We start from the raw sequence: 15,052 nt of genomic DNA on the forward strand, positions 1-15,052 counted from the left end.
TTATTTTCACATCGCAGGATAAGTTGCGCGAACTAATTCTGCTAATTGCGTGGCCAATACATTCACCATATTCAGATCATCACCTTCAACCATGACTCGCACTAAGGGTTCAGTGCCCGAAGCGCGCAAGAGCACACGCCCGTGTCCATTTAATTGTGATTCAACATCTCGCACGGCATTAATAATCTGTGGTGAATTAACGGCGGCAGTCGGATCGGTTAAACGCACGTTAATCATGGTTTGCGGAAATTTTTGCATACCTTGGCGCAAATCTCTAAGAGTGCGCCCAGTATTTAACATAGCACTCACCACTTTTAATGCCGAAATAATACCATCTCCGGTGGTGGTGGTATCGCGACAAATAATATGTCCTGAAGATTCTCCGCCAAATAACCAGCCTAAGCGTTGCAATTCAGCGCTAACATAGCGATCGCCCACATTGGTGCGAATAAAATCGATGCCCTGATCGCGTAACGCAACCTCTAAACCCATATTACTCATTAATGTGCCAACCACACCGCCCTGCATGGATTTGGTGTCGAGATAATTTTTAACGATGATGTATAAAGCTTCATCGCCATCCACCACATCACCCGTGTGATCGACTAATATTAAGCGATCGCCATCGCCATCTAGGGCAATCCCTAAATCAGCTTTTTCAGCTTTGACAATGGTGCTGAGAATTTCAGGACGAGTTGAACCGCAATTATCGTTGATATTACATCCATCAGGATTCACGCCCAACTCAATCACTTCAGCACCGAGTTCTTTAAATACGCTGGGAGCAATTTTATAGGTTGCACCATTGGCGCAATCAATCACAATTTTTAATTGCGAAAAATCTAAATTATCAGCCACACGACTTTTACAAAATTCAATATAACGTGCTGCGGCATCATTCACTCGCCAGGCTTTACCAATATGACGTGAGGAAACAACTTCTAAAGGTTGATCGATCATATTTTCAATTTGACGTTCAATTTCATCGGATAATTTTACCCCTTGGGCAGAAAAAAATTTAATGCCATTATCTTCATAAAGATTATGCGAAGCACTGATCACCACGCCAATTTGCGCACGTAAACTACGAGTTAAATGCGCGATCGCTGGCGTTGGCATGGGTCCTAGTAATAACACTTCAACCCCTGCGGCGGTTAATCCCGCCTCCATCGCCGATTCCAGCATGTAGCCAGAAATTCGCGTATCTTTTCCTATTAATACTTTACTATCTCCGGCTTTCGCTAAAACGCGTCCAACAGCCCAACCGAGTTTGGTGATAAATTGTGGGTTCATCAAGGGGCTGCCCACCACTGCCCGAATACCATCCGTGCCAAATACTTTTGCCAATTTAACTCTCCTCAATGGCTGCTTGCCACATTCTTAAAGCTTGTGCCGTTTCTTTCACATCATGGGTACGAATTATCTTCGCTCCATTGTGAATGGCTAATAATGAAAGCGCAATACTACCATAGATCCGCTCATCCACAGCAAGATCTAATACAGCGCCAATCGTTGATTTGCGGGAAACGCCTATAAGTATCGGTAAATTCAATTGGGTGAATAGCGCGAGTTGATTCATCAAGGCTAAATCTTGATGAAGCGATTTACCAAAATTCCCCCCGCCAAAACCGGGATCGATTAAAATTTGCTGGCGAGCAATGCCTGCATTAACACAGACCATCACCCGTTGGCGTAAAAATTCATAGACAGAGGTAATATCCGCCGCAAACTGTAAAGGATGATTTTTACCAAAAGGATAAGCCATATGCATGAGACACACTGGCACATTTAATTGTTTCGCCGTAATTAACGCATGTTCTTTTTGCAAAGCACGCACGTCATTAATTAAATTAGCGCCAGATTTAACCGCCGCTATCATGACGCTAGGATCGGACGTATCAATAGAAATCGGAACATTTAGAGCGCGGCGTAATTCTGTAATCACCGGTATAATGCTATCTAATTCCTTTTGCGCAGTAATATTTTTTTCTATGTGTGGATTGGTAGGTTCAGCACCCACGTCAATTATCCTGGCTCCTTCTGCCACCATTTTTTTTGCGATGGCTATCAGCTCATCTAAATTATCACTGCGATTTTTCGCGCAAAATGACTCTTGATTAATATTCAAAATACCCATAATTTGTGGGCGCGATAAATCCAGAGAAAAATCCCCGCATTGAAATAATTGGGGTTCACGGGATTTAAACTCAAATGCTTGATTTTTTTGATACATCGTATTTCCATTTCAACAAACTCATGGCAAAGTAGCTCGTTATCGAACACTGCGAGATGCAGGATATAACAACTTTCATACTTTCTGACGAGTATATCGAATCAATACCTACTGTAAAGTAGACCATCAATAAAATAGTTACTGTTTTAAAATACTGTCATTTTAGCGAAAAAGTGCTATAATCAACAAAATTACGTTGATTATCCATGTTAATGATGAATTTTATGATACATAGCTATAGTTTTACCAACTTCCAAAGTTTTAAAGAACACACAGAAGTATCCCTAATTGTTAATAAGAAAGTTGAATTGACCCAATGGATGTATCAAAATAAAGATGGCACGCGGATTTCTAAACTGATGGGGGTGCTCGGTGCCAATGGTAGCGGTAAAACAGCACTGCTTAAACCATTGTCATTCCTAGGTTGGTTCATCAGCAATTCATTCCAAGCAATTACCCCTGAATCAGACATCCCAATTATTCCGCATTTTTCTGCTACAAACCGTCCCACAGAATTTTATCTCTTGTTTGAATTCGATCAAAAATTGTGGCGTTATGAATTACATTGCACCCAGAAGCGAGTTATTTATGAAGCATTATTTCAAAAACACGAGCGATTTAATTATGTTTTTACGCGAGAGTGGAATACAGAAAAAAAACTATATAAAATCAAACAAAAAGATTTTGATTTTAATCCGCACGAAGCGCAAAAAGTACGAGAAAATGCATCACTCATTTCTACTGCAGCCCAATATAATGTACCATTAGCAAAACGTCTGGCAATGCCTTTTATTACTAACAATATTTCGATGTGGGGACGTTTATCTGCGGCAAATAATGCTTTAATTGAAGCCACACAGTATTTTGCTCAAGATAATAATAAAACTATCAAACAACAGATGCAAAAATTATTATGCTCCTGGGATCTGGGTTTATCTGGGATCGAGTTCGAAGAAAAAGAAATCCAATCGGAATATGACACGAAAAAAACTTGGGTAATTTACGGTAAACATAAAAACCGTAATCAAGAATATATTTTATCCTTTCTTTTGGAATCGAGTGGAACCTGTTCGGCTTATATTTTATTAGCAAAATTACTCCCGACTCTAGCTCATGGTGGCGTTGCAGTTATCGATGAGCTTGAAAATGATCTGCACCCACATATGTTGGAACCTATTCTCGAATTATTCGCTCATTCAAAAACAAATCCTCATAACGCACAACTGATTTTTTCTTGCCATGCCGCCGAAATTCTTAATCTTCTCCATAAATCTCAAATTACATTAGTGCAAAAAAATGAAGATTGTGAAAGTTCAGCTTGTCGACTCGATGATGTTGAAGGTATACGTAATGATGATAACTTTTATGCAAAATACATGGCTGGCGCCTATGGAGCAATCCCAGAGTTGTGAGATATTACAAAATGATAAAGCGAAGACCAACATTATCAAAAAGAATTTACAAAAGAAAAATTATTAAGCTCTCAAGAAGAGACAATTATTAAATTGATTAATCTACTAAAACAAAAAGAGCTGTAAACACAGCTCTTTTTTGGATTAGTGAATTTCTACGCCTCACTCGCTGGATGATCGCCGATATTGCGTGGTTGTTCTTTGTTATCAGAAATCACCAATTGCTCAGCAGGCGCGCTGGGTTTATCGTTACTATCATTATCTTCTTGCCAACTTGAGGGCGGACTAGGTTTTTTTCCTGCCATGATTTCTTGGATTTGTTTATCATCGATAGTTTCATATTGAATCAACGCTTCAGCCATCACGTGTAATTTATCTAAATTTTGCGTTAATAACTGTTGAGCGCGCTCATAATTACGTTGAATAATTTCACGAATGGCATCGTCGATGGCGGCAGCGGTACCTTCAGAAAATTCTTTGTGTTTTGTCATTTGATGACCCAAAAACACTTCGCCATCTTCTTCGCCAAAAGTGAGCGGCCCTAATTTGGATAAACCCCATTTCATCACCATGCTCCGCGCCAATTCGGTGGTACGATGAATGTCATTGGATGCGCCCGTCGTCACATTCTCTGCGCCAAAAATAATTTCTTCAGCAAGTCGTCCACCAAATAAACTGGAAATTTGGCTTTCCAAACGCTCTTTGGTATAGCTGTAGCGATCTTCTTCGGGCAGATACATAGTCACACCCAAGGCGCGGCCACGTGGAATAATCGTAACTTTATACACGGGATCGTGCGAGGGCACTAAATAGCCGACAATCGCGTGACCCGCTTCGTGATAGGCGGTTAATTTCTTTTCTTTTTCATTCATGACCATGGATTTGCGTTCTGCACCCATCATGATTTTATCTTTTGCGCGCTCAAATTCGAGCATCGTCACTTCGCGTTTATTGGCACGTGCGGCAAATAACGCGGCTTCGTTGACTAAATTAGCTAAATCGGCCCCAGAAAATCCAGGCGTTCCGCGTGCAATGTTCAGGGGTTTCACATCTTCTGCGGCGGGTACTTTGCGAATATGAACCTTTAAGATTTTTTCACGGCCTTTAATATCGGGAAGCGGTACTACAACTTGACGATCAAAACGACCAGGTCGCAATAATGCGGGATCAAGAACATCAGGCCGGTTGGTGGCTGCCATTACGATGACACCCTCATTGCCTTCAAATCCATCCATTTCTACTAATAATTGGTTAAGTGTTTGTTCACGTTCATCGTGACCACCCCCAAGACCCGCACCACGATGACGACCCACCGCGTCGATTTCATCGATAAATACGATACAAGGTGCGTGCTTTTTCGCTTGTTCAAACATATCGCGCACTCGCGATGCGCCCACGCCCACAAACATTTCCACAAAGTCAGAACCTGAAATAGTGAAAAAAGGTACTTTTGCTTCGCCAGCAACAGCTTTGGCGAGCAATGTTTTACCGGTTCCCGGAGGACCTACTAATAAAACGCCACGAGGAATTCGACCCCCTAAATTTTGAAATTTACTGGGATCACGAAGAAATTCCACAATTTCTTGCACTTCATCTTTAGCTTCATCCACACCCGCGACATCGGCAAAGGTGACTTTGACTTGATCTTCGCCGAGCAAACGCGCACGCGAACGTCCAAAGGACATCGCCCCTCGTCCGCCACCGCCTTGCATTTGGCGCATAAAGAAAATCCATACGCCAATCAGCAGCAACATGGGGAACCAATTTATAAAAATATGAACTAATAAGCTGGGTTGTTCAGGTGGTTTACCCGCAACTTGCACACCGCCTTGAAATAAGTCGTTTAATAACATGTCGTCAAAGGCGACGGGGATATAGGTAGTAAATGCCGTGTCATCCGTCATTTTGCCCATGATGATGCGATCTTCAATCATCACTGAACTGACTTTATTATCTTTAACGTCTTTAATAAAGGTGGAATACGGAATGGTTTTGAGATTGGCTTGATGCGGACCGAAGTGACTGAACACAGAAATTAAAATCACCGCAATGATCAACCATAAGATAAGATTCTTGACCATGTCGTTCAAAGTAATGTACCTCGTAATATTTGGGTCTGTTGAATATAGTAATTAAATATTCAAGCAACAGCAACTTATCGCTTGTCTAAACACACAATATAAATTTCATTAGAGCGCGCACGGGAGGATTTGGGCTTACGCACCAGTACACGTTTAAAATGACTCGGTAATGTGCGATAGAATTCGTCAAAACCACTGCCTTGAAATACTTTTGCCACGAAATTACCGCCTGAGCGTAAGTGTTCTTCGGCAAATGCTAAGGCTAACTCGACTAGATAATAGGCACGCGCTTGGTCGACGTCTTTATGGCCGCTAATGTTTGGCGCCATGTCGGATAAAACAACATCGACGGTGTGTTGCTGCAACGCTTGTTGTAATTCGCTTAAAGCTAAATCGCTGGTGAAATCGGCTTCAATAATCGTAACATCATTAAGCGCGGGCATCGGTAAAATATCTAAGGCGATAACTCGCCCCTGTTTTCCAACTAATTCTGCTGCCACTTGCGACCATCCACCCGGTGCGGCACCCAAATCGACGACACAGTGACCCGGTTTTATTACCTGGTCGCGCTCTTGCAATTCTAATAATTTAAATGCTGCGCGCGAGCGATAACCTTGTTGCTGGGCAGATTTGACGTAGGGATCGGTAAAATGTTCTTGTAACCAACGTTTACTGGATTTTGACATGCATGTTGCTCAATACATAATTATGGTATATTAGTGCCATTCTGTTATTTGAGACTGTTATACCATGCAAATTACTCCAACGCAAAAAACTCAATTAAAAAAATTGGCGCATCATTTACAGCCGGTGGTGATTATCGGTAACAATGGCTTATCTGATGCGGTTATCAACGAGATTGATATCGCGCTCACCGCGCATGAATTAATTAAAATTAAAGTCAATGCCGGCGATCGCAGTGAACGTATGGAGATAATAGAAAGTTTGGCACGTCGCAGTAATGCGATTATCATCCAACTCATCGGGCATGTGCTCACCGTATTTCGACAATCGGAAGATAAACGTAAGGCTGGAAAATCGTTACTGGGTTAACACTGGAGACAGAATATGAAACGCTTAGCATTAACAATAGCATTTTTGTTGATGATGCCTGTTTATGGAATCACGGTGATTACGAGCAATAATAATCTGAGTCAACCTGGTGTTGGTGCAACCATACTTGGGATCAGTACCGGTAATAATAATACAGCGGCGCAAGAGTTTATTTTGCAACAGCAGCAACAACAATTATTGCAAGCACAGCGCACCCAAAATTTATTAAATCAACAATTACTGCAGCAACAGCAACGAGAACATCAACAAAAAATGGCTAAATTGCGTAGCGATCGAATCAAAGAATTGCAACAAGCGTGTAGTAGCATGAATTTAAACGATCCTAAAAATCAAGCGTATCGCAGCTTGTGTAATCAGCTACAGAATCATTTGCAATATCATTTGCCGTTAGATAATAAAACATTAGGTATCGAATAAGTTCCAACGCTCATTGCACACACTACATTGCTACCCCAGGTCGTGTTGGAAACTCATCTGACCATACTCATCTTATCGGTTAGTGGTGAAAATACTTTAATGGTTTCATACATGTGTCGTAGTGCGTCTTAAGGTTGGAGTTGAAAGTTGTGAAGTGTCGCCATTGATTGCTGAAGAAGCACTCAAATTCATTAATCTGCTCCATAATCCTCTCCGCACTTCGTTCTCACTCTCAGTACTAATCGTTGCTGCTTGTTGTTTGATGTCCGCTTGATTTGCCTCGGAGGGTTGTGCTTGTGTAGCATCATCTTGAAGGGATGTAGAGAGTGACTCTAACGTTTCGCTAAGTAATTTTACTGGGTAGGCGTTTGCAATGAAATTAAAAATATAACTTCGTCTCGAAGAATCGTTATGTTTTTCTAAAACCTTCTTGATCAAAAGACTTAAATTTTTTGGATGAAAAGTCTCCAAACTTCGCGTTTCACTTTGCTCATTCTCTTGTGGAATAAGATCAACAATATCTGAATAATGAACAAAATAGCATTGGCAAAATTGATGAAGTTGATTTTCGGTTAGTTCTTTTGAATAACTATAAATTTGATTTTTATGATCCCATAACGCTTTAAGCAATAGATTTAAATCTAACTCATTTGGGATTTTTCCTTTTAAGCTCTTAATGACTTCGGTTAATGTCGAACAGACATTTAATACTTCAACTATATCATGAGCCGACTTTAGCTCATTAAAAATCGAAAAGGTTATGTTAGCAAGCTGACTCTCAGCTTTAATGCCAACTAAATTGATAATTGCAACTCTCAACTGAATAGCAGTGGCCAATATTTTACCGTATTTTTCTCTTGCAGATTGATCATTATTGCCATTACCAGCATCGAGAGATTCACATTTTTTTAAGATAACCTGTATTTTTGATTTATATTCATTGATTATGCTATTGAATGTCTCGAAATTACGCACAGAGTAACAATCATGTAGAAAACTCAAAAAGTCTAATGGATATTCAACAAGTTTATTATTTTCGTTAAGTATATAGATAAAATAATCCAATATTCTTAAAGACTCTTCAAAAGACTCAACTCTTGTCGGAAAAAAATTAATCTTAGTGATTTTCACTGTTAAATTCGGATCATCACATTTTGAAAAAAATAGATTCGCATATGTTAAGTTATCTACCACGCAAGAACTAACTAAATTTATCAATTGCTGAAGCGTAAGGATTATAGTTATTTTTGAATCGATATTATTTTTGATGAAACCCCCTAAGTTATCACCTTCAATTTGCAAAATTGATGAGTCATGACGAATGGAATGATCATCATTAAAAAGATAAATTCGACATATAGTGTTAAATATTATTTTATCATCTTCATTATTAATACATCTCGCAAGCTCATGAATTAAATTATCCATTTTCATAATGAGTTGATAAACATCTCTTTCTTCGTTGAATTTAACTAAGTTGGTTACGTATTTTATAAATCTTCTAGAGACGATATGCGCTACCTCAATATGCGCAGGTATTAAAGACCATTTCGATATTTTATATAAAGCTGCTGTTTTAAAAGCTTGCAAAATTTCCAACCTTTTCAATCCTATTAAATTATCCGGGCAATCATTCCTAATTTCTAATATATATTTCATCCGTTGACTTTCAAGATTGGTTAAATCACTATCGGTAGACTCATATTTAATCAAAACCTCCAAATATCCTTTTAAAGACTTTACTGATCCACGCTCATTCACATTCGGCCTTAGATACCAATCGAATAATTTATTTAGTGAATCGGAAAAAATAATCTTATATTTTTTTCGTGCTAAATATAGTACTGCTAGTAAGCAAAAGATGTCTTGTGAATGATCTGCCAAATAAGAAGTTCTATTAGTTTCAGCCAAAAGAATCGAATCCCTATAAATCATAGGCTTTTGGAACCTTAGAGGACATGGAATCACTGTGCCTAATGGCACCATCATTTGAAAATCGCAAAATTTAACTTGATTTCCGTCATATAAAATATTTTCAAGATGTAAATCTCCATGTACTTGCTTTCTATCAATCAGAACTTGATATTGCTCCATGATTTTTAATAAAATCACTAAAATATCATTTGTTGTAGTTCCTCCCTCTTGAGATTTTTTATTTAAATAACCAAACAGTGTTGGCATTTCATAGTAGGGCATCACAAATCCTGGCAAAGAATATATGCACTCTGACTGTGGTGGTTTAATAGTAAGTTGGAGAGCTTTCTTAGTGGTTGCAAAAGTCGTACTGAAATTAGCATCAAATAAGAAATATCCATCAATTTCTTTGTAACATAATTTAATTAATGAAGTAAAATCCTGTGTTATATCAGTAAAAATCTTTACTGCCAGCGATAGTTGAGAGTTTTCATTATCAGCCCGTTTAATCTTCATAACAACACCATGACATCCAAACGCAACTCGATCTGAAAATATGTGTTTACCTAAACTGGGAATAGAAATTTGAACACTGCTTAAATCAACTTCTGCGCGGCTAGAGCCGGGTAGAGTTATAGTAATTTTCGATAACATAGTTTTTCTTATTTTTTGTTAACAACAATAGTGAACGTAGCTTACCCGATTTTACGGCGACTGACAAATTTCCGCTGCTATCGCTGGGTGTTCTGGTGCATTAAAATCTTGAGGGAAATGCAAATCCACGCGATCGTGCTGGATGGTTAATGTGCTGCTCAGCCACACCGTATCTTCATCCTGTAGTTTGGCTTGTAGCGTGCTGTGAGTAAAATCCTCGCAAGGTTTTTTAACGGTGAAATAGGCGCTTTCTGGATGAGTGGGTGGGATGTAAAGTTGGCCTAGGTGTTCTTGGTGTTGCGGGTGAATTAAGTTGAACTCTAAGGTGTGACCACACCAAGCACGGTTGGCTTGCACGTATAAATCGCATTGTTTTAAATGAGGTGCCGGTTGATTATCGAGAAAAACATACAATAAAACAAAGACACAGCTCAAGCCAACTCCCACGGTGAGAATAATCCATTCTTTCATTTGGTGAATTCCTTTAACATTAAATAATGGGGTCCAATATCCTTTATAACAAATTCTTCGCCTAAAATGCAAAACCCTAAGCGAAGATAAAACTTATGCGCCGAGGTTCTGGCATGACACCAGACCACACTCGCCCCTTGTGATTGACAATAGTCAAGCGCATGCCGCGCTAAAGCAGTTCCAAGACCTCGCCCTTGCAATGCTGGCACCACCGCCATACCGCGAATACGCCAGGCTTGAGTATCAGCGTTGGCATGCGCAATCGCTTCTTGATAGATGGAAATAATGCCGAGTAATTCATTCTGCTGAAACAGACCAAAGTGTTTCGTCATTTCCGCCATGTCCCCTGGATACACTAATTCATCCAGGGTTTGATGAGGACGCAAAATGGCTTGACGCAATTCGCGGGTGGCTAATGGATTAATTTCAGTGATTGTCATAATGTTTTACGATTACTCCATGATGCGCATGTATTTCAGTGTACACTCCCTCGTATTTTTATACTTAACAACAAAGCCTAAAATTCAAGTGTGAAAAGTATATCATCCCACTTTAGGTGTTTTTGCAAAGTTATAAGTAGACTGAGAAAAATTGCTGGACAAGTTATAAAATTGCTTCACTACTTTTTTGGTGGTGTTTAGCGCGGCTATTATATTTTCGCACTCTTCGTACTCTTCCTCCGTATCGTAGTCTTCGTATTCATTAAAATCGTTTAACAAAATCTGGGTACGAACGCTAATATCCTCAAAATGAAGCTTTAATCCAGCAAACACACTGCCGAGCTCGAATTCAACAGAACATTCTGTGACATTTTTTATACTTTTTTTAAAATTGTTCAGTATATCATTATTAAAGTATGATGAATTGCTAGTAAGAGTTTTAATAACTTCCAGGGTGTTATTAAGTTTATCAAGTATTTTTCTTAAAGTTTTTCTTGCTTCATCTTCCGCAAGAATTTCAACATTATTTTCGTTATCAAAAAAGGTTATTGCCATAAAATTCTCTCTAAGGTATTTATTGTGAACCAATATTAACCGAAACCATTTTCAGAATCCAATTGTTTTAAAAAAATATAGACTATCACCAAACTCATAGCAATATATCATTTTCAATCCCAATATTTTTTAAAAACGTTTCATCGTGAGATACTGCAATTATAGCGCCAGAGTACGCTTTTAAACTATTTTCCACCGCGACTAATGATCGCAAATCCAAGTGGTTGGTTGGCTCATCCAATAAAATTAATTGCGGTGGCGTGTTGGACATCAAGCTTACCGCGAGTCCCGCTCGCATTCGTTCACCCCCACTTAATGCTGCCACTTTTTTTTGCGCCGCTTGATTGCGAAAATTAAATTCTGCCAGGCGAGAATAAGCCTCAAATTCATTGGCAGTAGCATTAAGGTTGAGAAAATTTTCCAGAATAGAAAGTTTGGGATTTAAAAAACTGACTTCCTGATCAAAATACGCCATGTGATCGACATTAATTAATACTTTGCCAGAACTGGGCGTGAGTATTTTCAACATTAATTTTAGTAATGTGGATTTACCACAGCCATTTTTTCCTTTAATCGCCAAGCGCTGATTCGCTGTTACTGTTAAATTAAATGCTTTAATTAATTCAGGTTTAGATGGATAAGCAAAACCCACGTTTTCTAAGGTCATTAGTATCTTCGATGGAGTCGTGGAAGTTGTGTCTAACCTTGCATGAATGGATTCTTTAATTTCGAGTTGATTTTTAGCATGCTCTAAAGCTTCATTTACGGCGGCTAATTTTCGTTGTGCTTGCTTACGAATCCGCTGATTGGTATTTTCACTGCGCCCTTGCTTCGATTTTAATTCAATTTTATCGTAACACCCTTTGGCTTGAATTTGCTTTTTCTTGGCTTTATTACCGCGTGCTTGACTTTGTTGATGGCGTTCTAAGCGAGTTTGCGCGCTTATTTTCGTCGTGGTTAAACGTTGAATTTGGGTTTGCACAGCGTGTTGTTGCGCATTAAGAATTAACTGTTTTTGTTCATAATAAAAATCGTAATTTCCACCATATTCAACAATGCCTTTGTGAGTGATTTCAATAATGCGATCCATTTTATTTAATAATGCGCGATCATGGCTTACCACAATAATACCCGCAGCAGTTTCCTCTAAATAGTGATATAAACTCTCACGTGTCGCTTTATCTAAATTATTAGTGGGTTCATCGAATAGTAAAAAATCATGAGAAAAAATCAGCGTTTTGGCCAGTAATAATTTAGTTTTTTGCCCCCCGCTGAGTTCAGCAAATCTGTGTTCAAGATTAATTGGCCAGAGATTAAAGTAACACAGGGCATTTTCAATCCGCAAATCAATATCCCAATGATTTTCCATGATCAAAAAATCATTGTCATTCCCCATGCCTTGTAGAATACGCTCTTTTGCAAACTGCAAGGCGCTCACGCCTAAAATATCGCCAATGCTTGCTGCCGGATCGTGCTCAGGATGTAATTGCGGTGCCCACGCGATTGAGCCTGTGTGCTGAATACTTCCACGTTGTGGTAAAAGATCTCCGCGCATGAGCCGCAATAGCGTTGTTTTTCCCGCGCCATTGTCACCGACAATGCCATATTTTAATGGATTAAAGCACAAAGAAATATCCTTGAGCGCTAGTGATGATTGCGGAAATTGAAATGAGACGTGATGAAGTGCGATATAAGGTGTCGTCATGATAAATCTCTTTTAATGAATGGGTTGACCAAAAAGACATTAAAAAAAGATTAGTTGTTCACGACCTTAAAACCTCAATGAAAATTGATAGCACAATTATGCTCGAAAATATGGCCATTAGCAATGAATTTTTTGGCGACCATTCCATACGCGTCTCTCATCGCTTGTTCAGCCGCCTAGGGCGTTGACAATTCTACTCTGCTGGCCGTATCTCGTTGATTTTTTGTGCTCCGCTGCTCATTTACTTCGTGTAAACTGCGCGTTAGTGCTCAAAAATCAACAAGCTACGTCTCAGCATAGCGAATTGTCAACACGCCCTATTATCTTGATAGAAACGGCTGAACAATTTTATTTTCAGAAACCCTACTCAATGAGTTTTGAGCGTAAAAGAAACTTCCGCTCATTTCACTTGGTATTGCGTGAACACTTCGTTTAATTGCCGTGAGACGCGAATAAAGGTGGTGCGTTTCGATAATTCTTTTAAGCGCGCAGCACCCACGTAGGTGCAGGCTGAGCGCAAGCCGCCGAGTAAGTCTTGTACGGTATTTTCCACCGGTCCGCGATACGGCACATTGACTGAACGTCCTTCACTGGCGCGATATTCCGCGACTTGTCCGCGATGGCGCTGCATGGCTTCGGCAGAACTCATGCCATAAAAACGCATATGCTTTTCGCCATTCTGCTCCAGAATTTCGCCTTCGCATTCATCGTGACCGGATAACATTCCGCCTAACATGACAAAATCGGCTCCTGCGGCAAATGCTTTAACGACATCGCCCGGCACTGAACACCCCCCATCGGCACAGACATGTCCACCGAGTCCGTGTGCGGCATCGGCGCATTCAATAATTGCGGATAATTGCGGATAGCCCACGCCGGTTTTTTCGCGCGTGGTACAAACAGAACCAGGCCCAATCCCTATTTTGACGATATCGGCACCAGATAACAGTAATTCTTCAACCATTTCACCCGTGACCACGTTACCGGCCATGATCACACTATTGGGTAATTTTTCGCGGGTTTTTCGCACGAAATCGACAAAATGCTCAGAATAACCATTCGCAACATCCAAGCAAATTAACGAGGTTAAACCGGCATTGACGATGGTTTGTAAATTCACAAAATCTTCATCACTGGTACCACTGCTGACAAAACAATGCTGGGCAAGGTTAGGATTTTCTGCCGCTAGGGTTTGCCAAACTTTTTCGGGAGTAAATTTTGCTAACGCGACACTGAGTTTAGAGCGATACAATACTTTCGCCATGTTAAGCGTGCCGGTGTGATCCATGTTCGCCGCGATAATCGGCACGCCTTCCCACGTTAAATTCGAATGACGAAATGTAAAATGCCGACTGACGTCCACTTCTTTACGCGAACGCAACGTGGAACGTTTAGGACGAATTAATACATCTTTAAAATCTAATTTCACACCTTCTTCAAATCGCATGTTGTCTATTCCTATACTCATTAAAGAGGCAGTATATCGAGTTGATTGACAAAATTGAAGAGGATGAAGGGAGATTTTGGGTGGGAGGTAACTGATGGTAATAGAGCAAATTTTCTTTGAAATAGTAGGATAAAAAAATAGTTTGCAATATTTCTTTAATATTTCTGTGTTATATTTAAACAAGTTCACAAGGAGGATGGAAATTATGAATGGATTCGATCAAACTCCAGAATTGGCTTTCACTGAAACTGATGATGATGATTATTTACTTATTAATACCACCGCAGAAAATTCAGATTTAACCCAACAAGAAGTAGATGAAATAGCTGATTTACTTAAAACAATGACAGCAATAGTAGATGATCAATTTCAAGCTGAAGAAATAACTAATTTACTTAAAATAATGATAATAATCGCAGATTGTCAAGCTCAAGCTCAAGCCATAAAAAATGATCCCAAAGATACTTTACGCAAAATGAATTTTGATATGTTAACTCAATATTTTATAAATATGTGGGCGTGGATTCATCCCCAGGAAAACGAAACACTTAAGGTTAGGGAATATTTCGATACACACTGTCTAAAAAAATGATATTCATAAAATGAGAAATGAAAAAAACGTAATTTCTTTGACTATTTTTTAAGTCAA

Annotated in this window: 14 protein-coding genes; 4 read left to right on the forward strand and 10 right to left on the reverse strand. The window is 39.4% G+C overall.

Annotation, left to right across the window (positions count from 1 at the left end; translation table 11 throughout):
• Positions 1 to 6: 6 nt before the first annotated feature.
• Together glmM and folP are read right to left on the reverse strand one after the other, a co-directional pair.
• Positions 7 to 1,347, reverse strand: a complete 1,341-nt coding sequence (gene glmM / locus KIT27_11310; GenBank protein ID MCW5590234.1) for a phosphoglucosamine mutase — start codon at positions 1,345 to 1,347, stop codon at positions 7 to 9.
• 1 nt (position 1,348) lies between these two features.
• A complete protein-coding gene (gene folP, locus KIT27_11315) occupies positions 1,349 to 2,233 on the reverse strand; it encodes a dihydropteroate synthase (GenBank protein ID MCW5590235.1) in 885 nt (294 codons plus the stop codon).
• Positions 2,234 to 2,457: 224 nt separating this feature from the next.
• Here folP and KIT27_11320 point away from each other — a divergent pair, with 224 nt between their 5' ends.
• Positions 2,458 to 3,645, forward strand: a complete 1,188-nt coding sequence (locus tag KIT27_11320; GenBank protein ID MCW5590236.1) for an ATP-binding protein — start codon at positions 2,458 to 2,460, stop codon at positions 3,643 to 3,645.
• Positions 3,646 to 3,800: 155 nt separating this feature from the next.
• Here the strand turns inward: KIT27_11320 and ftsH are convergent, their stop codons facing one another.
• Entirely contained in the window at positions 3,801 to 5,726 is a 1,926-nt protein-coding gene (gene ftsH, locus KIT27_11325; GenBank protein MCW5590237.1) for an ATP-dependent zinc metalloprotease FtsH, read from the reverse strand.
• Between the two features lie 74 nt (positions 5,727 to 5,800).
• Positions 5,801 to 6,412, reverse strand: a complete 612-nt coding sequence (rlmE, locus tag KIT27_11330) for a 23S rRNA (uridine(2552)-2'-O)-methyltransferase RlmE (GenBank protein MCW5590238.1) — start codon at positions 6,410 to 6,412, stop codon at positions 5,801 to 5,803.
• A 64-nt stretch (positions 6,413 to 6,476) separates the two neighbouring features.
• Here rlmE and yhbY point away from each other — a divergent pair, with 64 nt between their 5' ends.
• Positions 6,477 to 6,779, forward strand: a complete 303-nt coding sequence (gene yhbY / locus KIT27_11335) for a ribosome assembly RNA-binding protein YhbY (GenBank protein MCW5590239.1) — start codon at positions 6,477 to 6,479, stop codon at positions 6,777 to 6,779.
• A 15-nt stretch (positions 6,780 to 6,794) separates the two neighbouring features.
• Positions 6,795 to 7,217, forward strand: coding sequence for a hypothetical protein (locus KIT27_11340; GenBank protein MCW5590240.1), 423 nt, complete (start codon positions 6,795 to 6,797; stop codon positions 7,215 to 7,217).
• A gap of 105 nt (positions 7,218 to 7,322) precedes the next feature.
• Here the strand turns inward: KIT27_11340 and KIT27_11345 are convergent, their stop codons facing one another.
• The 6 genes from KIT27_11345 to KIT27_11370 form a co-directional block, all read right to left on the reverse strand.
• Positions 7,323 to 9,785, reverse strand: coding sequence for a protein kinase family protein (locus KIT27_11345; protein MCW5590241.1), 2,463 nt, complete (start codon positions 9,783 to 9,785; stop codon positions 7,323 to 7,325).
• Between the two features lie 51 nt (positions 9,786 to 9,836).
• Positions 9,837 to 10,256 carry a hypothetical protein gene (locus KIT27_11350; protein ID MCW5590242.1) on the reverse strand — a complete coding sequence of 140 codons (420 nt, stop codon included), beginning with the start codon at positions 10,254 to 10,256 and terminating at the stop codon, positions 9,837 to 9,839.
• Positions 10,253 to 10,696 (reverse strand): GNAT family N-acetyltransferase, encoded by a 444-nt coding sequence (locus KIT27_11355; protein ID MCW5590243.1) that lies wholly within the window; start codon positions 10,694 to 10,696, stop codon positions 10,253 to 10,255. Before KIT27_11355 ends, KIT27_11350 begins: the two co-directional genes overlap by 4 nt.
• Before the next feature lie 102 nt (positions 10,697 to 10,798).
• Positions 10,799 to 11,251 carry a hypothetical protein gene (locus KIT27_11360; GenBank protein MCW5590244.1) on the reverse strand — a complete coding sequence of 151 codons (453 nt, stop codon included), beginning with the start codon at positions 11,249 to 11,251 and terminating at the stop codon, positions 10,799 to 10,801.
• Between the two features lie 94 nt (positions 11,252 to 11,345).
• Positions 11,346 to 12,956: an ABC-F family ATP-binding cassette domain-containing protein gene (locus KIT27_11365; protein ID MCW5590245.1), complete on the reverse strand. Its 1,611-nt coding sequence runs from the start codon at positions 12,954 to 12,956 to the stop codon at positions 11,346 to 11,348.
• 400 nt (positions 12,957 to 13,356) lie between these two features.
• The gene (locus KIT27_11370) at positions 13,357 to 14,403 is read right to left on the reverse strand and encodes a GMP reductase (GenBank protein MCW5590246.1); all 1,047 of its coding nucleotides are present in this window, start codon (positions 14,401 to 14,403) and stop codon (positions 13,357 to 13,359) included.
• 205 nt (positions 14,404 to 14,608) lie between these two features.
• On the opposite strand from KIT27_11370, the gene KIT27_11375 reads away from it, so the two are divergent.
• Positions 14,609 to 14,995, forward strand: coding sequence for a hypothetical protein (locus KIT27_11375; GenBank protein MCW5590247.1), 387 nt, complete (start codon positions 14,609 to 14,611; stop codon positions 14,993 to 14,995).
• Positions 14,996 to 15,052: the final 57 nt, after the last annotated feature.

Source organism: Legionellales bacterium, from assembly GCA_026125385.1.
In the GTDB taxonomy this organism is placed as follows: domain Bacteria; phylum Pseudomonadota; class Gammaproteobacteria; order JAHCLG01; family JAHCLG01; genus JAHCLG01.